The organism is Haladaptatus marinus, assembly GCF_051194195.1.
On record NZ_JBLZNK010000008.1, the window covers coordinates 163,489 to 185,284 of the forward strand.

Consider the following 21,796-nt stretch of genomic DNA (forward strand, 5'->3'; position numbering starts at 1 on the left):
TACTATTATTGGTAGATAATTACCCCTCCGTTCGTCTATCCCGTTTCAATGGGGCTCACTCTGGGGGACGAAGTCACAGATGCCTGTGCCTACATGGGATCCGATCATCTACCCTTCTTCGACTTCCTTACAGACGATTTCCCTGAGTTCTTCGAGTTTGTCGGGTCGATGCTCGGCAAGCACAGCAATGTCTTTCGGGAGTTCCTCGGTGATTCGCTTACTCACCCGATAGACAGCCTGATCGCGCTGTTGGTTCGAGGGGTCGCTTTCACCACTAATATGCTCTCGATCGGTCTCCGTCATGATTGCTCGGTATCGACTCATTGCCTGCGATTTCTGACTCAACATAGTTCAATCTATGCACCTCTGCCTACTTTAATTCTATGCACTAATGCAAAGTTGATAGTTTTACTATGCAATAGTGCATAGTTTAGCGTAGGAAGAACGGTGCCCTCGGGCGTATGTAGAAACGCGCCGGGTGCTTAGGACCACCCGGCACCGGTCTTCCAAATACCACGGCGAGAAGACCATGAGTACAAAGCAATCCGCAGCGCTTGAAGCTGACGAGACGGCACGAAACGCGCACAGCGTGAACAATTTTCCTTCGACGTCGATGCCCCCGGACTCGTCGAAGTCACCAATGGGAGCCACGACAACCCCGCTGCCCACCAGTACACAGTCTCCCTCGACGACGTGACCGAAGACCTGATGGCCTGTACGTGCCCCTATCACGTCCACCGCAGCACCTTCTGCAAACACATGGCCGCCGTCGAAAACACAACCGACGACGGGACGCTCGACGCCTTCCCATCGGAGAACAACGACGACAAGCGTGTCAGTGGCCCGTACACTGGGTACGACAAATACGGCAACGTCGATCACACCTACTGGACGTGTGAGAACTGTGGCGCGGAAGCCACCCGAAAGGGCGCACTCACCGACTGCTGCTAACCCGCTCACTTCTATTTATGTAACGCCAAACGAAGTTCTCCGATGTTGCCCAACGAACGCTCAGTGAGTGCAAGCGCATGCGTCGGCCGAACACTTCCCTCTTTATCAGTTGACGCGATTGCGTGGGACGTGATACACTGTGACGGCAAGCCGGGGTGTCAAAGTACGACTCTGCGACGTATACGATCACAGGCAGGCTCAGCTGGAACGTTTTCGAGCAACACGGCTGGGAGCAATTCAATCAGTAATCTTCTCGCTTCTTCGAACGACAACAGTATCTCCAGCGACGGAAATGCAGCACCCGTTAAAGCTGAACGTCACCGAATTCTCCTTGTGGTCGGTTCGTCTACTCGATTCACTGAAAAGGCCGTCAAGGTGAACAGGATCCATCACAGAGTAGAGTGGATCGAGGTCGATCACTGGCGTGTTCGTAAGGGTGGCAGTTGCCCGAACGACGGCTTCACTCGGTGATTCTCCCTCCCCGATTTCATAAGTGAGTTCGGTGGCTTGGCTGGCAGTCTCGTTATCGTCTGATGAATCATTTGTCATTGTTACGAATGGATCTCACTTTGGAAATCGGGACTCTGGTAGTCGAGGTGATCGAGTCGTGGTCCAAGTAATTCTCGAACGAGGACGACCAGTGGGTTGTCTTCGCCGTCTCCAACTATTGTCCTCTCCTCTGGGTAACTGCTATCGGAGTTCGGCTCATCCAAAATGGCGAGCATGACCTTTCGGCGGTCGACGAGAACCAGGCGACTGACTGTCGGGTACTCCGATGGCGCTCTCAACCATGTACGCTGAGGTTCCCAAAGCGTGACCTCGGGCAGACGTTTGCGACAGAGATCGCAGACCTCGGGATTCTGTGACCCCAGATACAGCTCTACACCTCGGTTGATAGCGTCTTCCGCGTGGCTAAGACACTCCTCTTCGAGCAAATCAGTGCTGACGTACATGCAGAACAGTTCCTCCTCCGCCTCGTCGGCAAGTTGTTTGCCGTACTCGACCGCTGCCTGACGGCCTTCGAGCACCCCGATCGAGTTCTCGGTAGATTGGGAATCGGTTGGAAACTTCGCCAGCAACTGGTCAAAAACGTCCTCGTCGAGCCAGTCGATCTCAGTTACTACATTGGGACGAGACGAAACGATGTTCTCCTCTAGGTCGTAGTCAATTACCCCGTATTCTGCGAGTCTTGGGAGGGAGTTATGATGTAACGAGAGCCGTTCCTGTTTGAGCTGACGCTCGTACTCGTCAGCGCTGATCATCGTCTCGTCTCGTTTGACTAGCTGTTCGGCCAGCTCGGTTATGTGGAGCGGCCTTTTGGCATCTTCAAGCACAGCCAGTATCTCCCGATAGTGGGGATCGGATAGAATAGCCGTCCTAATTCGACGCACATTGCTAGTCATATTATTCCAACTCTATAGCTCAACACCGATAAGTCGTCTGGCCCATGACAGACTATAGTAAGACCGACGATCTAATGGCCTACACGTGCCCGTATCACGTTCACCGGAACGCCTTCTGCAAACACATGGCCGCCGTCGAAAACACAACCGACGACGGGACGCTCGACGCCTTCCCATCGGAGGACGAAAACGAGACCAACCCCGAAGACTGCGACTGTGACAGCCTCGGTGGCTTCCCGTGCTGAGCATGCGTGGGGACGGAATGTGAGGAACTGCTGAACGAACCATAGCGGGAGAACTAAGGAGAGCAGGCAGCATTGTCATTTGCTTATTGTATATGGTTTGGTCCTGGTATTCAAGTGTTTCCGCCTGAAACGAAAAATAATGGATAATTGTGACCAATCGAAATCGCCGATCGTATCAACAGTTGTGAGCGACAGCTATAAAATCAACAGAAAGAAATTATGATTCATGTCTCTTGAGCTATCACCCACAATTGACCGACAACGCGTTGGGTGGTGGCTCGTTGCCGTCGTATTAGCTGGAGTCGTCGGGCTGTTTCTAGTTTCGTTCATTGGAACATTCATTTTTGGATTGTTTATCTACTACGGAGCGCGGCCAGTCAATCGGCGAATCCAACGATACGTCAACTCCCGGGGAGCGGCCGCGACAATCACACTTCTTTGTATTGTTCTCCCAACGCTAGCTCTGCTTGGATACACTGGCATCATCGCAGTTCGGGAATTCACCGCAACCATTAGCCCCGACACGATGGATTTGCTGCTGGAACACCTGCCAGGTAATCAACAGTCGTTCACTGCGGTTCTCCAAAATCTCCCACAATTTGTGAGTCGCGTTGGTCAATTTTCACAGATTCAACAGGGTCTCACGACAGTGTTGGGGGTACTCGGAGTGATTTCGACCGGATTGCTTCACCTGACGCTGGCACTGACATTTGCCTTCTTTCTCTACAGTGATGGACACCGTCTCCAGTCCTGGTATCGTACAGAGGTCGGAGGCCGTGACACCGCCGCATACGCGTATCTTGTTGGTGTCGATACTGATCTCGAGGTCGTGTACTTTGGCAATGTCCTCACTGTCCTCGCGGTGACGATCGGCTCGATCATTATTTACAATGGGTATAACTTCCTCGCCCCAACGGTTGTCACTCTTCCATTTCCGACGTTATTGGCCATTCTCACCGGACTAGCGACGTTCATCCCGCTGATCGTAGGGAAACTTGTCTATGTGCCTGCAGTGGTATTCCTGGCATGGCAGGCAGTTCAGTCCAGTACGAGTCTCCTTATCTATCCTGTCGCATTTCTCATTGTAGCCTTTCTTTTGCTCGATATTCTTCCCCAGTCAATTGTCCGGCCATACATTTCCGGGCAAACCATGCACAAGGGTGCAGTGTTGTTCGCCTACATTCTTGGTGCGGTATTATTCGGCTGGTACGGCCTCTTTCTCGGGCCATTCCTGCTCGTGCTCGTCGTTCAATTCGCAAACATCGTTCTGAGCGATCTCATCCACGGACTACCGTTCTCTCCAATACCGACAGAGACAACGGCTATTGGGACGGATCCAACCGACGCAAAGGCCGACGCTGGCGATGAAACGAAGCACAATGATGAGGAGCCCTTCGATGATACGAATGGTAACGACGATGTCGACTAACAGGAGACACACTTCGAGTCGAAATTGTCACCAGATATCAGTAGGAATTAATAGTGTCTATACGCATCTCAGCGAAAGAATCGTGGGATAGTCCGGGCATCCGAGTTGAGGCTACTTTGCAATCCAGCAGTGACGCTGGAAACGTAACAGATCATTGTTGTCAGATTATTAATCTTTTCTGGGCTAGCGATGAGGTTCAAGGAAATAACAAATACAGTGTTCACTAAACTCTCAAATATAATTCAGCCAGCGTACTACGTTTTTAAGTGATTTTACAATCTAGATTTTGATAAAAACTCGAAGATACGCTGGCGAGTGCCCCATTCACGTAGTCAGAACAAAAGGAGTCGTACAATTTTCTCAGTATTCCTACGAACCCGTCCAGATACGCGGGCAGCGGTGTTTTACGGACGTACACTGAATCCTCTGACGATTATGAGTGACGATGACAGGGATTGGGACGAGTTTGACCCGGAAGAGCGTGAAGAACGCGAGATCGGCCGCGAGATGGTTTCAAAGAGTACGGGTCTCGGGTCGGTTGTGGCGCATTTCTATCGTGGGGAGATGAGCGTGGTCACGACATGGCGTGGCCGGCTTGATGAGACAATCAACTGGGCGGTGACGATCATCTCAGCGATCCTTATCTACGCCTTTTCGACCGAGGGCAAGCACGTGATTCTCCTCACTGGAATGGTGGTGATCGCCATGTTCTTGGGGATCGAAGCCCGGCGTTATCAGGCCTACGACGTGTATCGGGCGCGGGCACGGATGCTCCAAGAAAATCTCTTTGCGAACGCGCTCGACCCCTCTCAAGGTGTCGAGCATCGCGACTGGCGGCGTCAACTCAGTGAGGACTATCGAAACCCGACCATCAAGACACCCTATATGGAAGCACTTGCACGGCGGCTCCGCCGGATTTATCTCCCGTTTTTCATGCTCATGCTCGCTGCCTGGATCTTCAAACTCACTGCCTTCTCAAACCAGTCAATACTTGAAACGGCTGCAGTGGGAACGATACCAGGAATCGTTGTACTCGGAGTTGTGGGACTGTTCTACACGATAATGGTTTCAATTGCGTTCTGGCCGCGTGAGCGGCAGTCGAAAGGCGAATTCAACGACACTGAACCCGGAGAATGGAAGAAATCAGATTAATATTTTTCTACACCCTGAAAGACGGACTGCTCAAGGGAATCCTCGGGATTGTTATTTCTTCGACTGCCGATGATGGATCTTATCGATACGATCGACGGCTGATTCATGATCTGGTTCATAAGTGAGTGGACGCATGTACGTTCGAACTCGACAATCAGAGGTTGATACGAGATTGATTATCGCTGTGAATCTCGCAAGATTAGCGGCTCAATTGCCAGCGTTCGCTTTGCGACGGTGACAACTCGTAAAATATACGACGTGAACAGCAAAAAGGGTACCAACGTCACCGTGAACGCAGCACCGATCACCACCGCCATGTGTGCGACCCCAAACGTTGTTCCGGGAAGCGTAGACCCTTCAACGACAGTGAGCATGACGCCAGCAACAACCAGTGCTGGAATCGCTGCATACAGAATCATCTGCGAGAGGCTAACCAGTGCCCATTCGAAATACAGCGTTTTCACGTGCTCTCTTGCCGGCCCGAACAGCGCGAGGGCCGTCTTCAATTCGTCAAGGAGAGTGTTTTCTGGTTCACCGAGATCTTCTGCGTGATCGTGTGCGAGGCGCTCGACTTGGTAGATCTTCCAACCGTAGTTGTAGTTGAGCGCCGCGAAGAGCACGTCAAACGTACCGAATTTTGCACCGTTGAGTTGTTCGCGTACCGTTTCGGAGTTCCCGATCACGCTCTCGGTGAACTCGTCGACTTCCCACTGGAGTTGGTCGCTGTCGATCTTACTCAGGCCGTCACGTACCGCGTTCGCACGCTGTTCGGCGACATTGACAAGCTCACTGAGAAACACCGATGGATCGGCTGGGCTCGGCGCACCAAGCAGCTCTTCCGCATAATCGCGAAAATCCATCGAGTTCTCCATACGGTCACGTTGCTCTCCCAGTGGCCCGTTCTCTTGAGACAATACCAATTGACCGATCGTTACAACGAGAGTAACCCCAGTGATGATCGCGCCAAGCATCGCCGAGAACATTGTCTCGATCGTATCGCCCGAGCTGAGCTGTGGGACCAATGGTGGCGGAATGACAGTCACAAGCGTGACGAACATGACGAACACTGCAAGTGCCAACACTGCAGTAACATATAGACGGTTCGCAGCGAGCAACAGCCAAATCTTAAGTCGGCTCTCCCCAGCGCGCTCACGCATCGTATTCGCTGTGCTGACATCGATATCGGTGTCGACGTTCGTATTTGTGTCGCCATCAATCGGTTCGGGACTCATGGCGGGTCCCGTTCAGCGTCGTTTTCCCGGAGAGGTCGCTCGAACACGAGATATTTGGTCCCACCACCGGTATAGGCGATCGTCTCGACGAATCGCCACCCTTCGGCGGCGAGTTTGTTTAACTCTGCTTTCGGATCCTCTGCTTCTTTTTTCGTTTCCCCGCGAGGCGGTCTGAGTGTCTCGTATTCCCAACGGTCGTTCTGATTCATCATCAGTTCTTCACCTTGTGATTGGATAACAGTACCCATTAGTGGAGATTGTCCGTTTCAAGCGATTACGTGCCGTTGTACGCCATCTTGCCCAGATTCCGGACAAATCTTGGCTACGGCTATCGGACTGCCCTCTTTCGAATTGGATTGAGCGGTCAGCTCGACTATACAGAGCGAAACCTGATCGAAAAGTGGTTTCATACGCTCAAACAGCGGATCGACCGCTTTCATACCTCGTGGGTGGGCAGTCGGCCCAGCGTCCAGCAGTGGCTTGAACAGTTTGCACACTGCTGTATCCAGCAGAGGCCGCACCAATCGCTCGACGACCGAACGCCTGTCGAGGAGGAGCTAAACTAGACAGCCAATGGAGAGTAGAAATCAGATATCGAATCATGAAATCCCGACGTTCCGATGCCAGAAGAACAGATCGAGGCATGCAATCGAGACATTCAGCAACGGAATGACCATGTGCATACCTCGGAGTATGAACGAAGAAAGATTGAGGATAGAACAGTGGCTGTCTGTAAGTTGGTCAGAATCATCTCAGAGCTGGCTGCAGGGAATTATATAGGTATCAGCAACGTTGGGTTAGAGAGAAACCAATGGTATCAGTGCTAACCGTCGCCGGGATAGTCGTCGCCGTCTTCGTTGGATTCAATATTGGTGGCTCATCGACGGGTGTCGCGTTCGGTCCAGCAGTCGGCTCACGTCTCCTTCGGAAGGCGACCGCAGCAGTCCTGTTCGTCGGCTTCGGTTTTCTCGGAGCATGGACCGTCGGCCGGAACGTCATCGCGACGATGAGCAGCAGTATCGTGCCGGCAACCCAATTCACGCCTGCCGCAAGCGTCGCCGTCTTGTTCTTCACAGGAGCGTCGCTCCTCATTTCAAATCTCTACGGCGTTCCAGCTTCGACTTCAATGACGGCTGTTGGCGCTATCGTTGGACTGGGCCTTGCGTCGAACACACTCAATCAGGCACTGATGTTTACGATCGTCTCAGCATGGATCATCGCGCCGCTGATCAGCCTCGGCATCGGAATCGTGGTCGGGCGTTACTTCTACCCGTATCTGGATCGCTATGTCGCGTTCACGAAGTTTGATCTCCACTTCATCCAACTCGACCGCTCTGGGACGATTCCTCGACTCTACCTGAATCCGAACGCGACACGACAGGATATCCTTGGATCACTCTCGGTGGTCATCATCGCGTGCTATATGGCGTTTTCGGCGGGGGCGTCAAACGCGGCGAACGCTGTAGCCCCCCTCGTTGGCGAAGGGGGGTCGCTCACCGTCGATCAGGGTGTCATACTCGCGGTGGTGGCCTTCGGTCTAGGCAGTTTTACCATCGCCCGTCGCACGTTGGAGACGGTCGGAGACGATATTACGGAGCTACCAATCCTCGCTTCACTGATCGTCTCGATAGTCGGTGGCACAGTCATCACGATTCTGTCCTACCTCGGAATCCCGGCGAGCCTCGCAGTAAGTACGACATCGGCGATTATTGGACTCGGATGGGGTCGAGCAAGCCGAGCAGCGACACTCGTGGAGTTTGCGACGCCGGAGCGTGAACATCCGGATTTAGAGGTTGCGACAGGAGCACTGGTCACCTCTCGTGCTGAGGATATGCCTGCAAGTCCAACGATCGGCGATATTGCCCGTCACGAGGAACCGGCAGAAAAGCCGGAGGAACTACCGGACGTGCCTGACGTTGGTACGGAGGGACCGGCAGATCTCGACCAGCGGAGCCTGTTCGACTCAGCGGCGGCCAAACGTATCGTTACAATGTGGGTGTTGACGCCCTCGCTAGCGGTTGTTGCCTCCTATCCGGTATTTGTACTTCTGCTGTGAACGTTGCTTAACTGATCTCACGTAAACGAGATAGTGTATTCATTCTCCCTCTGGAATCCATTAGATGACCACCTGCGGATTCAACTTCCCCCGTTCTAGCTCTCCTTGCTCACGAAGCTCCTCGAGTCGCTGCTGTACTGGCCGCTGGTTCATCCCAATCGTATCCGCAACCCAGCGAGCGGGCACAGCCGGAAACTTGGACTCACGAATCACTCGAAGAACATCGTCATCAGTAATCCGAACTAGTAGCCCCTTTTCAACGATTCTGCCACTGTTCTTTTGTAGTATTATTCCGTCTAAACGCTTGTATGGCTGATTTGATCGTCAAAGTGGCAGTGAAAGAATAGCTCGAAGGACAGAATGTTGCGAGTGACTTTTACGATGCACTCGATGAGGAAGTTGCGACGGTTCTCGAAAACGCCGCCCAACGGGCTGAAGAAAACGATCGTAAAACCGTCCAAGCGCGCGATTTGTAGCGATCCATTGCCACAAGATGACATAAACCTTTCTTGTTTGTTGCTACACAAACTTATTCGCCCAGCAGTCAACCAGTTCCGCCGTGGAGAACGCGGCCCGAGGAGTGGACAGGGGACGTTCGATGAACAAGCGAGCATCTGCAAACCGTAAATATCCCAACACGGACCGGGAAGCCCCGCCGTTTACGGCGGGGAGGATGTCACAGGCAATGAATCACGGTCACAAACTCAGTGATACCGTTGTTCGACCTCGAGAGTCTTATGTACAGCGTCGTCGAAGCGGTTCCGTAACTCGTCGCTGAAGTTCTGGATGTCGGTATCCTCTTGGACCACCTCGAGTGAGTCCCAGTCTCTCGACTCGGTTGCAGCATACAGCTGCGTGAATTTCTCTCCGTTGTTCCCGTACGCAATTACGATCACATACGGTTTTTCCTCCTCGACGCCTTCGACAGCATGTCTATCGCTCCATTCCTCGATTTCAGTCACGCTTACTCGATCGAAGGTCGTCAGTTCTGCACTGAATTCACGAGCACCGAGACGGTGTATCAACTGTTCTCGATCCCATTCCCGCGTCTCACCAGTCTCGGTATCAGTTCCCGTAACAGTCTCTGTTGTAATTGACTCGATGTTCCAGTTTGTGAGTAGTGGCCCAGCCATTTCCGCAGTCGTGCGTGTGCTAACGTCGCCCTCTTGAATGCGGTCTCCTTCTTGAACACGAATGTACCGCGGATTCGTTGCTGGAAGGTCGATGAAAATCTCACCAGGGTTCGTGTTGACCAGTGCATCGACCCCATCGATCGTCTGCCGTTCCACCGTTTGCTTGTCATTTTCTCTCGTCATGGTGTTGGTTTTGGTATTTTGGACTCCGGGAATCGCAAAGCAGTACGTACGCTCCCGACCAAGAGGTCACCTGATAGTCGATACAAGTCATGATTACAGCAATTACAGCCTTTCTTCACTCCCGAGTTCGGCCAGCAGTCCCCCCTCGTTTAGTATACTCTGGCTAGACGGTTCACTCTGTCGTCTATTAGTGTCTCACAACTTGGAACCCCAATGTCTTTAGGCACGGCAGGATGTCTACCCGCATAGCATCAGATACAGGACAAAAGAACGACACCCATTCATTTCAAAGTAAAAATAATTCAGAGTGCAGTCGATGTCCGTGAAATGCTCGTCGGCAAACGGAATATCTACGTCGAAGTGGTTAGGACGAGTACCCACGATATCACGCGCATCACGGACACGTTGCACGAATCAGGGATCTCAGTTGAGAGTTCGGGGATCATGCGCTCGCGGCATATCCAGCCGTTCAACCATTTTCACTTTAGCGAAGCGGCTGCCGATGAGCAACTTGAGGAGTAATCTGAGAGCAGGTGTAACTACTTCACGTGATATGTGTTAGTGCTGTCCTCTTAATTTCACTCTTTCCTCTACGATAATCAGCACAGACAAATCTACACTGCTGGACGCCATACAGACTGTATGAGTATTATCGCCGAGTTCACCATCGATTCCGAAGAGTTCATCTTTGGAACAGTGATGGCCCAAGTACCAAACAGTTCGATCGAACTTGAGCGAATTGTCCCGACGTCAAACGCGGTCATGCCGTTCTTTTGGGTTGAAAGCACCGAATTCCCTCAATTCGAGATGCAAGTTCGAGAGGATCTCCATGTCGATGACCTCGTCGAACTCGATCGCATCGATGATCATCGATTGTATCGAGCAGTGTGGTCGGAAGAAGTGGACCCGCTTTTGGAGGGGCTTGCACAAACAGAGGCTGTCGTCCTCGAAGGATATGGGCATGAAAATTGGGTCTTCCGGGTTCGCTTTCAGAGCCATGACCGACTCGCTGAGTTCTACAATTATCTCACAGCCAACGATATCATCCTGCATTTGGACCGGGTGTTCTCTTTAACATCGAAGGACAGTGGCGGCTATACGCTTGGACTCACCCCCGAACAACGAGAAGCACTCGTGATGGCATATGAACGGGGCTACTTTGCGACACCGAGCGAAATCACTCTCCAAGAAATGGCCGACGAGTTGAATATCTCGTCACAAGCGTTCTCGAAACGGATTCGCGGTGCCGAACTGAAAATGCTTGATCAGTTTCTCAACTCGATGGAAACCGACGCTACTGATTAGTTTTCCCCTCAACAATCGTTTACTGTCTAAGAGTCTCGGTAACAGTATACAATCTGTCGTCTCTACGCTGCCGGAAATCGCTTACAGCTTGTCAGCACTTTATAAAGAGGTTCGCACAACAACCCCCGAGCAAAAATACGGTTACTCTATAACACCAAACTGGCCTCTGATCGATAATATGACCACTAGACAGAGACGGAGTATTTCCCACAGATGACTTCAGATGAATTGCCGAAAAACAATAGTACCACTCGACGAGACGTGGACGACCAGGGAGCCAACCGGGTTTCCATCGATACGCTATGTGATTTACTCGCGAACGCGCACCGCCGCCACATTCTTCTTTATCTCTCCGAACGCACGAAGACGACAGTTTCCCGTGAGCAGTTGCTCGATCATCTTGCAGAAGTCAGCGATGGGTCACATGAAGACACCCACCGTCGACTCGCGATTCAATTGCAGCACGTCCATCTTCCAAAGCTCGTGAACCATGGGATGCTTGAGTACGACACGGCGACAAATAGAATCTCGTACATCGCCGATTCGCGAGTCAAGAAAATGCTTGACGTTGTTCGGGAAGTTTTCAGCACGAAAGAGAAATAATCGATCGCCGTGACTGGTGGTACTCTCCGCCCGGACTACAAAGCTCGTGAGTGAGTGGTTCGCTTCAGCCATTCACTCAGAAATATCGTCAGGACCACCATCTGCAACAGCCTCCGCTACCACTTCGAAGTGGGAGGACGACGTATCGAGCGTAACCATTTCCGATCGTTCGTCAAAAATGAGGATTCCAGCTGCCGCTAACTTCGGAATGTGTTTGTGATAGAGAGACATTCGGACGCGTTCGATGAATTCCGCAGAAACTGTCTCAGGAGACATGTCGGCTTCCCATGCAGCAGTCGTTCTTGCAAGTGTTTGCAGCTCAAACGGATGGTCGGTTTGATTGAGCCGATGGAGAATATACCGACGGCGAGGATGCGCAAGCAGTCGTAAAAGCTCTTTTTTCGAGAGTTCGACTGAACCAGTGTCAGTATGTTTGTCGTCGTTTGGTTGCACGCTGAGTGACTACAGAGGAGCAACGCTATTTTTGAAGGACGGTTGGAGACACAACCGCTTTAAGTCGGCAGTCGAACAGGGAGTCGGAATTTGGCAGTACCGGACGGTTGGGTGTATACTGGCGAATATTGATCAAAACAAAACCGTCTTCGCCGCGGTATTATGAGACCGGGGACATTAGTGACCATTCACAGACGCTCTGAGAGCTGTGTTATCCACTTTCTGTTCTGTAGAAAAACTATCGCGAATTAGGGCCAACCGGCGGGTAAGAGAACGAGGGAGTAACCTTGCACTGCCGGTGAATCCGGCTCAAGCGGCCCCCGTGTCAGAGGGATCAAACACACACAGTGTATCAGTGTAGTTCCGTACCGGAGAATGGCGCCACAGCCGAATGTACTTGGCGGTTGGGGTGCAAGCGAAGGTGTGTTTTCACAGTAGCCGGTCGAAGGATGCCTTCCTTCTGTCGCTCGAGTTTGGAGCGGTGCAGGTCGCGGCCGGTGAGCGTGTTTAGCTGGATCGCAGGCGCTGTATCCCCTTCCTGCTCGCGCCATTCGGCGCTCCCTGAGAAAGGGGGGCTTAGCGCCTGCAATTCAGTTAAGTCGACTCGTTTGCCATTTATTTTCAGAATGTAGGCAGCCGATATTTTAGACAGGCACCCGTCAGCAGTCAGCAAATGCGTCTGGTGTATCGGCTCACATTCCCCGCCAAGGAGATTGCCCTCATTAGTCCCTACCTCCGTGAGTCGGATTCATATCTCGAATTCGCCACCCTCGGCGAGCCCTCTACTGAACTCTTTCCCCATTTTTGGGCATACGGTCCTGACCGCCAACTGCTTGCCGATCGCCTCGCTACTGACCGAGTAGTAACAGAGATTTCTCAACTCGCTCGGTGTTCCGACCGCATACGCTACCGGGTAGAATGGGATATGAACGCCGATGCAGTCGCTTCGCTCAAAGAGCTTGCAACGACACTCCACAACCAAAATGTAACGGTGCTGTTCGGGCGGGTTACACCCACTGAGTGGCACTGTTTCCTCCAATTTCCGTCTCAAGACTCGGTAATTCACTTCTCTACCGAGTCTGCCGTTTCACAGCCCAGACTTGATCAACAGACGGATCTCGAATTGAAGACCACCAGTCCTAAGTTCTAGAGGAAGGGTAGAGTCGGGATCTTTTTCCTGTAACTTTGGTGTTCATCGTTAAGCAGGAAAGTCGACCCTCTATCGATACTCTCATACTCACCCCCATATTTGCTAGCATATGGCAGAGTTTGTGGTTCATTTGGCGGATCGGCCGGAACTTGAGCTCGACCATCTCGATGTCGATGTCGAAGAAGACGTCATCACCTTCGACATTACAGGCACGATCCGAGACATCGACGACGAGTTCCTTGCTGAGCTGACCGACACAGCACTCCGACCAACCGAGATTCACTTCGCAACAACCGACAAATAGCGCTACGATCGAGTTCTACCCGTCGTAATCGAACACAAATTCGAAGCCCCGTGAGCGAGGTGTACTGCGCCAGGTATCTGAACACAGAATACGTGTTGATTCCGACGCTCGTTCCGTACTTATTGGTCGTCGACGTCGTTTATCAGTCAGAAACAGTGACCGTTCGGTCAGGATGGATCGTCACTGTCTGACCCGCATACTCAAAGCTCACTTCTGGTGAGCCATGCTGATAGAGATTCTCGAGGGCATCTGGGTCAATCACCTCATAGAGGGGCGTCGCAGGCTTCGTCCCATTCACTTCCGTCACTGCCGTCACCACGGCAGCAGTGATCGACTCGGTGTCTGGACGTGTCGTTCGTATTGATAGCTCTGGCTGCGACGATGACGTATTATCCATACGCTCTGCTCAAGCAAGGTGTGCTAATAGTTTTTAGGGGCTACTTGGTAGCATATCGCACGCTTTTTGAAGAATCTCACCGAGCCGAACACCCCCGTTTTCCCGATAACCGCCCACGCCTACCACCAACCCATAGCCCTCACCGTTCACAACCCCTCGTACGCAGTGGACAGTCGGCCTGCGTTCGTACGGAGGACAGTCGGCCGGCAGAAACCAGACGGGGTGCCTACCCAGCTGCAACACACCGGTTTTCATCTGCTTTTCCACCGGACAGACTGTCAGCACCAGCTAGCCTGACAGTCCACTATTACCACACCGGATTTCCGGAGTAAATCAGCTGAACACTACTGGGAGACGCTCTCTCCGTCCACAATCATTCTCGCCCCCATAGACAGTCCTATTGACTCACTACCACTGACAGTCTTGCTGCTGATTCACGGGAGACTGTCCGTTGGCCTCAACCGTCCACGTCACGACTCGTTCTAACACACTGGACAGTCCCCCCTGGTTGTCACCGGATATGACCATCACCCGCTGGTACCGGGATGACAGTCCCACGGACTGTTACACTCCCAACGTCTGTTCTGCTGGTCGGGAACGGACAGTCTAGAGTCCATTTGTCCCACCCCAGGCTGTCCTCACCTCGGGTGGATAGTCCGGTAGTACTGCTCACTACCAGCTACTCGCACATTCATTGAAACCTCGGTGTCTCTCCGGTTGGCACCCCTAGTATAGCACCCAAACTCTGCGTGAAGGGACTGTCAGAGTTCGTCGCTCTTGGTGACTGTCCTGTGCTGTCTCACAGCCCTGTTGTCTCGTACTTCGTCACTCGGTGTTTGGGGTGGACCGCTCCTCGATGTCCTCTCATCCATTGCAGGTAAAAAGAGGGAACAATAAGCCATCTGCTCTGAGCAATTCCTACCTGACTCCGCCACTCATTCAGCAAAAAATGTAATCACCTACTACCATTGACTTTAGGTCGGTTGATAGGATTCTTCGTCAAGAATGATGTCCTCGTCGTTGGCTACAACTACTGTGTCAGGATTACTGTTGTTCAGGACTGCACCGTCCCAGCCGGTATAGAAGGTCGAGTCGGTATCTTCGCCACTTCCGTTCCGGACAGTGATTGTCTCACCTGCTCCAAGGATGACATCACCAAACGTATAGTTTTGTCCGCGTCCGCCTTCGAAGCTGAGGATGAAGTCCGTCATGTCGATCTCCGAATCACCTTCGTTCTTCACTGTGGCGTACTCGTTGTTGAGATCTCCTTCCTGATTTGGTCGAATATCAGTGATCTCAATGGGTTCTTCCTCTGGTTGTTCAGAGGCTAACTGTGCCCCTGGATTGTCAGCCTCGGTCACGAACGACGCGAGGGTGTCGATCGTCGCGCTCTGCTCTTCAACGGTCGAGACGACTCGATAGTCGGCCTGCCACTGCTCGGGCGTGAGCGTACACCGGACGTAGCCACGATCGACATTATAGAATCGTTGCCATGGTTCGCCTGCCGATGGGCCGTACTGAGTGAGCCCAGACGTGTCTCCAAACGAGGAGATCGACGTACCTACGTATTCGGTACCCACCGTTTCGGAATCCGGATTCGAAAAGTCGGCTTTGAGATTGTAGGCATAGTTGCGGTGAACGTCACCAGTGATGACGACCGGATTAAGATCTTCATCATTAGCCATCGCGTCAAGTAAAGTTTGCCGATCGGCCCGATATCCGTCCCATTTGTCACCGCCACCGAAGTCCACTTCGGTCGGATCCGCATTTTCGTCCGTCGCGGCGACGGGAACTTGATTCGCAAGGACGTTCCACTTGGATGCAGACTCATTAAACCCATCCAGCAGCCACTGTTCCTGTTCGTCACCGAGAATGGTCCGTTCAGGATCTTTTGCCTCTTCGCTGGAATGGGTCTGGTCATCACGGTACTGCCGAGTGTCGAGCACGTTGAACTCGGCGAGCTGACCAAACGTAAATCGACGGTAGAGCGGCATGTCGGGACCATCGGGCATCCGCGACCGGCGGATGGGTTGGTGTTCCCAGTAGGCTTGGTAGGCAGCGGCCCGCCGTTCAAGGAATTCCTTGGGCGGAGTACCTTCGTCGATCTCGTCAGCATAATTATTTGCCACCTCGTGATCGTCCCAGGTAACGAACCAGGGGAAGGCTGCGTGGGCGTCTTGGAGGTTCGAATCAGACTTGTACTGTGCGTGTCGAATGCGGTAGTCAGCTAAACTCTTGATCTCTCGCGGTGGTTCATGGCCACGACCAAATGAACCCTGTGCACCGCCTTCATAAATATAGTCGCCAAGGTGGAAGACCATATCTAGATCTTCCTGGGCCAAGTGTTGATGCGAGGTGTAGTATCCTGAGGGATAGTTCTGACAGGAAGCGAATGCGAAATTGAGTTCGTCAATCTCCGAGTCAGGCGCTGGTGCAGTCTTTGTCCGACCGACTGGACTCTTGTTTTGCCCAACGTGGAATTGATAATAGTACTCGGTGTTGGGCTCGAGCCCCTCAGGCTCAACGTGGACAGAATGAGCGTGTTCCGGGCGGGCGTACACCGTACCATCTTTCACAACCTGCTGCATGTTTTCACGAGTGGCCACCTTCCATGCGACTGGCACTTTCTTATCTGGCATCCCACCATCAGCTTGGAGTGGTTCTGGTGCAAGACGCGTCCAAAGGACAACCGAGTCCGGAAGAGGGTCACCAGAAGCGACACCAAGTGTGAACGGATCGTCGCTCAATTGACCGGTGTTGTCGTTTTTCGCTGTAGCAAGTCCTATCGTTCCGAACGTGGTAAGCCCAGCCACACCCGTCGCCGTCTGAAGGAATTCACGGCGGTTAGAGGAGAAAAATTTGTTTTGTTGAGTATCCATCTTATTGTTACTGTCTATTTCTGTCATTTTACCCGCATAAAGAGTATGATTGTCCAAACATGAACGTTTATAATAGAACCCTATTGATATATTTCTAATTGTGAGGATACAGGAGAAATAAGTTCTTGTCCTAGGAGAAAGCGAGTTACATACTCCTATATAAGAAATAATTCTACTGTCAATATTATTTATTGATGGACGGATCAGGTTCTCATACCGTGTCGTTGATCAATGGGGAAAGAAAACCACGTCAAAAATTCATGAAACATATATCTATACCACAATCAAAATTATTGATTATTGAGATAATTTCAGAAAAAAATTTCAACCGGCCAATGATTACTCGTCTTATTTCTATGTCGGTTCTCCTCGAAATATATTATTCAGAAGAAACAGATCAGTATTTATTTGATAGTTCTGTTATTTTCTCTGCGGAGAGAGCCGTACTGTAGATAGACGTAGCGTCGATGTGACCACCAAAGTAGTTCCCAGTGGTATCCCACACGTTCTGCGACGAGCTCCCACCGGAACGACCGATTTACCTTATAAACCCAGTTGAACTAAGTTCAATGAAAATAAATGTATTCTAAGCTGGATCAGTTAATTCGGGTTGTACACCCAAATCATGTTCGGCGGATCGTGACCTTCATTACCGGTGTCTTCACCGATGATCACGCGACCATCGTCCATCACAACGATATTGTCAGGCTCGGAGATCGTATTCTCGGGGTCATAGCTCTCTTGACTCGAAAACGCCTGCTTCATTGATGTCATACCCTTACCCACAATGCCATTCTCATCCTCTTGGGTGGGATTGTGTTCACAGTCTTGGCAGACAGTACTCGCCGAGTTAGGTTGAGCATCATAGGGACATCCACCACAGATGTTCGCGTTCGGCCCACCCGTCACGACTGGTTCCATCCGACTTACGTTGTAGTCGACACCGAGCTGCATCCGATAGACCGCACCCCACTCGTTACCCTCGAGTTGGATTTCGTCTTTCGGGTCGTCGTTCTCAGACGATGCATCCTGGTTTGAGAGCATCGTCTTGTTCGTATTCGACATCGCCATGTACAGATAGTCGCCTGGTTTAGCGTTCCGCTTGATGTTCACGCCTTCCATCTTGCGGAATTCGTTCGTCGCGCCCTTGGCAGCCGCCGCTTTCCGCGCTTCGAGAAATGCAACACGGTCGTCCTTTGCTTTTCCACGCGCCCACTGCTTGACTTCTGCATCAGTGATGTAATCGGTGTTCGATCCCGGCTCTTGATCGTCGTACTCGGCGATCCATGATTCGACTTGATCGTGGGTACCATGGGCGAGCTTGATCCATTGCAGATCGAAGCCAGTGGTAGCGACCTTGTTTCCAGCATCTTGGGTAGCTTTTGCAGCGTAGAGTGTCCCAGCAGAGAGATCACCAGGAGTGTCGGCCACGAACTTGAAAAAGACAGTTCCAGTGCCGTCGTCACTTAGGTACACGGTTCGCTGGTCAGGCATCACGACCGCATTCTCGTGTGAAAACCGTCCCATCGCGAGCTGCTTGACAGGTGTTGGGGTACCAGTCGGATCTTCGATTTCGATGATGTACCCATATCGATACGGATTTGCGGTACGACCGAGGTAGTCCGACATTCGCTCTCGCGCACTGTTTCCGGTAGTATACCACTGAGCAGCGTTCGGCTCGTATTCTTCGGAAGTCAGTGGCGTGTTCCATGGTGTAACAGTCCCGAAGCAGTTGTTCCACGTTCCTTCGACGTCGCGGAAGTTGACGTTCTCGCTGCCAAGGACGTTCCATTGGTTCGGACCTCGTCCTTGTCGACCTTGCATCCGGATATGAAGTCGGCTGACCATCCCGGGTCGGGTTTCCCAGTTCGTAAAGAGATAGCCCTCATTGGGCTGGTCAGCGGGGATGAATCCATTATAGTCGGGATTGTTCCCGTCCGTCATCGGCTCTCCGTCCGCCGAATATGGGATACCGAGTTTCTTGTCGTTGTCCGTCTTATCGCCGCCATTCGCTAACGCTTGATACTGACCGACAGCAGTGTGAACCGTTTCGGCTTCTTCCTTGTTGTCAGGAACTTGTACGCTTGCGAAATCCTGGGGCAGCGTGTTCAGATTTGTGCCGACAAGTGCGCCGACAGTCCCCTTATTATACGGTTTGTCGTTTGCGTCGCTCGGATGTTGGATGTTGAAGAAAAATCGACCAGGCTGGGTGAGATACATCCCGGTGATTTCTGCGCCTCGAACCGTGGTTGCGAGACGGTTGAGCGTTGGTTCGTCCTCGTGCTCGTCATCGCGTTGCCCCCGACGGGCTGTCGCTGGGGTGCTTGCAAGACCTCCCAAGCCTGTAACCGTTAGGATCGCGATTGCATCGCGGCGAGTAAATTCATCTGACATCGCGTTAAAAAGGAGAGACTACGTGGATGAACGTTTATAATAGAGCCTGATATCCGACAGTGTGACACTATTTCTCACAGACATCATGGTTGAGTACGAGAAAAACAAAACTGACGATCCCTGCCTGCAACTAACCGGCTTGCTTGACACCAACGATATTGACATTGGTGAGGATAACTCCAAGCCCAATCCCGGCGAATGTAGGCAAACCGGTTGAGATATTGATGAGCAGAAGTAATCTCGTTGGGCGGGCAGCGACGAAATCGTGCCAGCCCTGCTGGTTTTCCGAGAGCTGAATCGGGTCACCCGTTCAGTATTTCTCCCTGGATGAAAGTGTACCAGCCTCGCGTTCCGCAAGGTACTGCTGTGCGTCGAACGCCAACCGTTCGACGATGTGGAACGGGACGAGCTACCCAGCATTCTACGGATCATTATTTCTCGTAAATAGAAGTATTATAAAGGGCTATCTAACGGGCATTCATCTGCGAAATCGATGTCAGAAACTTACACAGAGAGTGCTGCAGAATCGAATCAGCGGAACGCACCGTCTGCAACGCGACGCCAGACACTGGCGTTCGTCGGCGGCCTTGGCGGACTGGGGTTCACGACAAGTCACCGAACTGCAGCGCAGCGTGCGAGTGAGAGTAGCGAACCAACTGTTGACTCTAGCACCGAGTTCAGCGTTGCAATCTTCCCAGATACGCAGTACTATGCACAGCAGGATAATGGCATCTTTGAGCAGATGGGTCAATGGGTCGCCGATAATAAGGAGCAGTACAATATCCAAATGTTCCTGCACGAAGGGGATATCGTGCAGAGTTACGGATCAGACAACGATGCCGAATGGGATGTTGCACAAGATGCAATCAGCAGAATGGACGACGCGAATGTCCCAACCGTGCTGTCGCTCGGGAACCACGATGCAGACAATATCCGAAATCCGCAAACATTTCGCAGTCGGTTCCCGGCGACCCGATATAAGGAGACCAAGGAGAGCAACGAGACGATCCTTGACTGGGGGACGTTTGAGGGATATGCCGAAAACGCCTATTTCCTCCAAGAGATTCATGGGGAGCAATTTCTCTTCCTCACGCTGGAGTTCGGGCCGCGTGACGCGGTGTTGAAGTGGGCCGGCCAGCTTCTGGAAACCTATGCTGAAGCGACCGCGTTTCTCGTCACGCATACATACACATATCACGACGGTACCCGAACGGATGCGAACGACAACTTCGCTCCGAACTGGTACGAAGGTGGAGGCCTCCCTGAAGGCAGCAACTACAACAACGGAGAGCAGATGTGGCAATCTGAATTGCGGTACCACGAGAATCTAGCGAATGTTCACTCTGGGCACCATATCACTGGCTCATACGTTGCACGACGTACCGCCCATGCAGAAGGCAATCGTACCACCCAGATGTTCATGGATTACCAAACGATCGATAACGGTGGGGATGGTTGGTTCCGCCTTTTGACGGTAAACACACAAACATACAATGCAGAGATAACTACGTATTCACCATATCTCGACAAGTGGAGTGACGACAAAGAGGAATCATTCGAGTTCAATTTGTACCCGAACAAGAAAGGCGCTTGAGGTGCTGAAATCGCCGGGCTACAAGCCGATAAGTGATGATTTTGTTTTTACGGACGAATTGTTTATCGGCCGTTGCGACATTGATACCTCTATTCCACGATACTGTTTATCAATTACAGCTATATAGTGCTATGTAGCAAACTTAGCAAGTTGTTTATTGGCGTGAGCGGCCACACTTTTACTACGAACAGTTCTATGAGCCGGACTCCTCGATTCAACGATTCTATCGAAGCACAGCACCAGCACGTAGATGTAGACGCCTGGGACGACATCTATATCATCGGCGATATCCACGGCTGTCTGTCAGAACTTGAGACGCTCCTCAATGAACTGGCCCCAAGCGAGGATGACCTTGTGGTGTTCGTGGGGGATCTCATCAGGAAAGGTCCCAACAATCACGGTGTTGTCGACCTCGTCCGCTCATCACCGAATATGCTCTCGATTCGTGGAAACAACGAGGAGAAACTACTTCGGGGAACCAAAGTCGTCGACGATCTGACCGAAGAAGACCTCCAGTGGATTCGTGGCCTTCCAGTCGCAATTTCGTGGGAAGACACACTTGTCGTCCACGGTGGGATCGACCCTCAGATGGACCGCGAAGACCACACGGTTGACGACCTGCAGAACACACGCTCGCTCGTTCCCGATGGAAGCTACGACCCACCGTTCTGGTGGGATAAGTACGAGGGTCCCGAGCGCGTCTTCTTCGGCCATACCGTCCTTGAAGCACCCGTTCACAGAGAGTACGCTGTCGGCCTCGACACTGGCTGTGTCTACGGGGGCGAGTTGACCGCCTACGACTGGCGGAAGGGCAAACTCGTCAGCGTTGGTGTCGACCGGACGGTCCAACACCGCAAGGATTCTAAGTTCATCAACCCCCGCTCCGTTCCAGTGTAGCACAACCCCCGAAACAGACGACAAGCAAGTTCCGAC

The 21,796-nt window shown here is 52.1% G+C and carries 20 protein-coding genes and 2 pseudogenes; 12 read left to right on the forward strand and 10 right to left on the reverse strand.

What is annotated here, in order from left to right; all coding sequences use genetic code 11:
* Positions 1 to 108 precede the first annotated feature (108 nt).
* Positions 109 to 324, reverse strand: a complete 216-nt coding sequence (locus tag ACN2TU_RS24575; RefSeq protein ID WP_435159198.1) for a hypothetical protein — start codon at positions 322 to 324, stop codon at positions 109 to 111.
* Between the two features lie 369 nt (positions 325 to 693).
* Here ACN2TU_RS24575 and ACN2TU_RS24580 point away from each other — a divergent pair, with 369 nt between their 5' ends.
* Positions 694 to 951 (forward strand): DUF8118 domain-containing protein, encoded by a 258-nt coding sequence (locus ACN2TU_RS24580; RefSeq protein ID WP_435159199.1) that lies wholly within the window; start codon positions 694 to 696, stop codon positions 949 to 951.
* 237 nt (positions 952 to 1,188) lie between these two features.
* Here the strand turns inward: ACN2TU_RS24580 and ACN2TU_RS24585 are convergent, their stop codons facing one another.
* Positions 1,189 to 1,500: a HalOD1 output domain-containing protein gene (locus tag ACN2TU_RS24585; RefSeq protein ID WP_435159200.1), complete on the reverse strand. Its 312-nt coding sequence runs from the start codon at positions 1,498 to 1,500 to the stop codon at positions 1,189 to 1,191.
* A gap of 2 nt (positions 1,501 to 1,502) precedes the next feature.
* A complete protein-coding gene (locus tag ACN2TU_RS24590; RefSeq protein ID WP_435159202.1) occupies positions 1,503 to 2,354 on the reverse strand; it encodes a DUF7344 domain-containing protein in 852 nt (283 codons plus the stop codon).
* Between the two features lie 44 nt (positions 2,355 to 2,398).
* Here ACN2TU_RS24590 and ACN2TU_RS24595 point away from each other — a divergent pair, with 44 nt between their 5' ends.
* The 3 genes from ACN2TU_RS24595 (at position 2,399) to ACN2TU_RS24605 (ending at position 5,180) form a co-directional block, all read left to right on the forward strand.
* Positions 2,399 to 2,599: a hypothetical protein gene (locus tag ACN2TU_RS24595; protein WP_435159204.1), complete on the forward strand. Its 201-nt coding sequence runs from the start codon at positions 2,399 to 2,401 to the stop codon at positions 2,597 to 2,599.
* Positions 2,600 to 2,825: 226 nt separating this feature from the next.
* On the forward strand, positions 2,826 to 4,028 hold the full coding sequence (locus tag ACN2TU_RS24600; protein ID WP_435159206.1) for an AI-2E family transporter: 1,203 nt from the start codon (positions 2,826 to 2,828) through the stop codon (positions 4,026 to 4,028).
* A gap of 435 nt (positions 4,029 to 4,463) precedes the next feature.
* Positions 4,464 to 5,180: a DUF2270 domain-containing protein gene (locus ACN2TU_RS24605; protein WP_435159207.1), complete on the forward strand. Its 717-nt coding sequence runs from the start codon at positions 4,464 to 4,466 to the stop codon at positions 5,178 to 5,180.
* 176 nt (positions 5,181 to 5,356) lie between these two features.
* On the opposite strand, the gene ACN2TU_RS24610 is transcribed toward ACN2TU_RS24605, so the two are convergent.
* Positions 5,357 to 6,412, reverse strand: coding sequence for a DUF7972 family membrane protein (locus ACN2TU_RS24610; protein WP_435159209.1), 1,056 nt, complete (start codon positions 6,410 to 6,412; stop codon positions 5,357 to 5,359).
* The gene (locus ACN2TU_RS24615; protein WP_435159211.1) at positions 6,409 to 6,660 is read right to left on the reverse strand and encodes a DUF4177 domain-containing protein; all 252 of its coding nucleotides are present in this window, start codon (positions 6,658 to 6,660) and stop codon (positions 6,409 to 6,411) included. The genes ACN2TU_RS24610 and ACN2TU_RS24615 overlap by 4 nt, the downstream gene beginning before the upstream one ends.
* Before the next feature lie 72 nt (positions 6,661 to 6,732).
* Here ACN2TU_RS24615 and ACN2TU_RS24620 point away from each other — a divergent pair.
* The 3 genes and pseudogenes from ACN2TU_RS24620 to ACN2TU_RS24630 all read left to right on the forward strand — a co-directional run.
* Positions 6,733 to 6,978, forward strand: a pseudogene (locus ACN2TU_RS24620) (IS6 family transposase); the annotation flags it as partial.
* 245 nt (positions 6,979 to 7,223) lie between these two features.
* The gene (locus ACN2TU_RS24625; RefSeq protein ID WP_435159213.1) at positions 7,224 to 8,468 is read left to right on the forward strand and encodes an inorganic phosphate transporter; all 1,245 of its coding nucleotides are present in this window, start codon (positions 7,224 to 7,226) and stop codon (positions 8,466 to 8,468) included.
* 308 nt (positions 8,469 to 8,776) lie between these two features.
* Positions 8,777 to 8,944, forward strand: a pseudogene (locus ACN2TU_RS24630) (DUF1931 domain-containing protein).
* A gap of 228 nt (positions 8,945 to 9,172) precedes the next feature.
* On the opposite strand, the gene ACN2TU_RS24635 reads toward ACN2TU_RS24630, so the two are convergent.
* Positions 9,173 to 9,784, reverse strand: a complete 612-nt coding sequence (locus ACN2TU_RS24635; protein ID WP_435159214.1) for a hypothetical protein — start codon at positions 9,782 to 9,784, stop codon at positions 9,173 to 9,175.
* 642 nt (positions 9,785 to 10,426) lie between these two features.
* On the opposite strand from ACN2TU_RS24635, the gene ACN2TU_RS24640 reads away from it, so the two are divergent.
* On the forward strand, positions 10,427 to 11,089 hold the full coding sequence (locus tag ACN2TU_RS24640; protein WP_435159216.1) for a helix-turn-helix domain-containing protein: 663 nt from the start codon (positions 10,427 to 10,429) through the stop codon (positions 11,087 to 11,089).
* 213 nt (positions 11,090 to 11,302) lie between these two features.
* Positions 11,303 to 11,692, forward strand: a complete 390-nt coding sequence (locus ACN2TU_RS24645) for a DUF7344 domain-containing protein (protein WP_435159218.1) — start codon at positions 11,303 to 11,305, stop codon at positions 11,690 to 11,692.
* A gap of 72 nt (positions 11,693 to 11,764) precedes the next feature.
* Here the strand turns inward: ACN2TU_RS24645 and ACN2TU_RS24650 are convergent, their stop codons facing one another.
* Positions 11,765 to 12,145, reverse strand: a complete 381-nt coding sequence (locus tag ACN2TU_RS24650; RefSeq protein ID WP_435159220.1) for a DUF7344 domain-containing protein — start codon at positions 12,143 to 12,145, stop codon at positions 11,765 to 11,767.
* Between the two features lie 1,259 nt (positions 12,146 to 13,404).
* On the opposite strand from ACN2TU_RS24650, the gene ACN2TU_RS24655 reads away from it, so the two are divergent.
* Positions 13,405 to 13,599, forward strand: a complete 195-nt coding sequence (locus ACN2TU_RS24655) for a hypothetical protein (RefSeq protein ID WP_435159222.1) — start codon at positions 13,405 to 13,407, stop codon at positions 13,597 to 13,599.
* Positions 13,600 to 13,741: 142 nt separating this feature from the next.
* Here the strand turns inward: ACN2TU_RS24655 and ACN2TU_RS24660 are convergent, their stop codons facing one another.
* The 3 genes from ACN2TU_RS24660 to ACN2TU_RS24670 form a co-directional block, all read right to left on the reverse strand.
* Positions 13,742 to 13,996: a HalOD1 output domain-containing protein gene (locus ACN2TU_RS24660; RefSeq protein WP_435159224.1), complete on the reverse strand. Its 255-nt coding sequence runs from the start codon at positions 13,994 to 13,996 to the stop codon at positions 13,742 to 13,744.
* Between the two features lie 974 nt (positions 13,997 to 14,970).
* A complete protein-coding gene (locus tag ACN2TU_RS24665; RefSeq protein WP_435159226.1) occupies positions 14,971 to 16,932 on the reverse strand; it encodes an alkaline phosphatase D family protein in 1,962 nt (653 codons plus the stop codon).
* Positions 16,933 to 17,475: 543 nt separating this feature from the next.
* The gene (locus ACN2TU_RS24670; protein ID WP_435159228.1) at positions 17,476 to 19,269 is read right to left on the reverse strand and encodes an alkaline phosphatase PhoX; all 1,794 of its coding nucleotides are present in this window, start codon (positions 19,267 to 19,269) and stop codon (positions 17,476 to 17,478) included.
* A gap of 493 nt (positions 19,270 to 19,762) precedes the next feature.
* On the opposite strand from ACN2TU_RS24670, the gene ACN2TU_RS24675 reads away from it, so the two are divergent.
* Together ACN2TU_RS24675 and ACN2TU_RS24680 are read left to right on the forward strand one after the other, a co-directional pair.
* Positions 19,763 to 20,863 (forward strand): metallophosphoesterase, encoded by a 1,101-nt coding sequence (locus tag ACN2TU_RS24675; protein WP_435159230.1) that lies wholly within the window; start codon positions 19,763 to 19,765, stop codon positions 20,861 to 20,863.
* 195 nt (positions 20,864 to 21,058) lie between these two features.
* Positions 21,059 to 21,760 (forward strand): metallophosphoesterase family protein, encoded by a 702-nt coding sequence (locus tag ACN2TU_RS24680; protein WP_435159232.1) that lies wholly within the window; start codon positions 21,059 to 21,061, stop codon positions 21,758 to 21,760.
* Positions 21,761 to 21,796 lie beyond the last annotated feature (36 nt).

What these genes read in the sequence shown, in the direction of transcription:
- ACN2TU_RS24590 (WP_435159202.1), bottom strand. Translation starts at nt 2,354, where the DNA reads ATGACTAGCAATGTGCGTCGAATTAGGACGGCTATTCTATCCGATCCC.
- ACN2TU_RS24645 (WP_435159218.1), top strand. Translation starts at nt 11,303, where the DNA reads ATGACTTCAGATGAATTGCCGAAAAACAATAGTACCACTCGACGAGAC.
- ACN2TU_RS24640 (WP_435159216.1), top strand. Translation starts at nt 10,427, where the DNA reads ATGAGTATTATCGCCGAGTTCACCATCGATTCCGAAGAGTTCATCTTT.
- ACN2TU_RS24605 (WP_435159207.1), top strand. Translation starts at nt 4,464, where the DNA reads ATGAGTGACGATGACAGGGATTGGGACGAGTTTGACCCGGAAGAGCGT.
- ACN2TU_RS24625 (WP_435159213.1), top strand. Translation starts at nt 7,224, where the DNA reads ATGGTATCAGTGCTAACCGTCGCCGGGATAGTCGTCGCCGTCTTCGTT.
- ACN2TU_RS24675 (WP_435159230.1), top strand. Translation starts at nt 19,763, where the DNA reads ATGTCAGAAACTTACACAGAGAGTGCTGCAGAATCGAATCAGCGGAAC.
- ACN2TU_RS24575 (WP_435159198.1), bottom strand. Translation starts at nt 324, where the DNA reads ATGAGTCGATACCGAGCAATCATGACGGAGACCGATCGAGAGCATATT.
- ACN2TU_RS24600 (WP_435159206.1), top strand. Translation starts at nt 2,826, where the DNA reads ATGTCTCTTGAGCTATCACCCACAATTGACCGACAACGCGTTGGGTGG.
- ACN2TU_RS24585 (WP_435159200.1), bottom strand. Translation starts at nt 1,500, where the DNA reads ATGACAAATGATTCATCAGACGATAACGAGACTGCCAGCCAAGCCACC.
- ACN2TU_RS24615 (WP_435159211.1), bottom strand. Translation starts at nt 6,660, where the DNA reads ATGGGTACTGTTATCCAATCACAAGGTGAAGAACTGATGATGAATCAG.
- ACN2TU_RS24635 (WP_435159214.1), bottom strand. Translation starts at nt 9,784, where the DNA reads ATGACGAGAGAAAATGACAAGCAAACGGTGGAACGGCAGACGATCGAT.
- ACN2TU_RS24660 (WP_435159224.1), bottom strand. Translation starts at nt 13,996, where the DNA reads ATGGATAATACGTCATCGTCGCAGCCAGAGCTATCAATACGAACGACA.
- ACN2TU_RS24595 (WP_435159204.1), top strand. Translation starts at nt 2,399, where the DNA reads ATGACAGACTATAGTAAGACCGACGATCTAATGGCCTACACGTGCCCG.
- ACN2TU_RS24655 (WP_435159222.1), top strand. Translation starts at nt 13,405, where the DNA reads ATGGCAGAGTTTGTGGTTCATTTGGCGGATCGGCCGGAACTTGAGCTC.
- ACN2TU_RS24610 (WP_435159209.1), bottom strand. Translation starts at nt 6,412, where the DNA reads ATGAGTCCCGAACCGATTGATGGCGACACAAATACGAACGTCGACACC.
- ACN2TU_RS24670 (WP_435159228.1), bottom strand. Translation starts at nt 19,269, where the DNA reads ATGTCAGATGAATTTACTCGCCGCGATGCAATCGCGATCCTAACGGTT.
- ACN2TU_RS24680 (WP_435159232.1), top strand. Translation starts at nt 21,059, where the DNA reads ATGAGCCGGACTCCTCGATTCAACGATTCTATCGAAGCACAGCACCAG.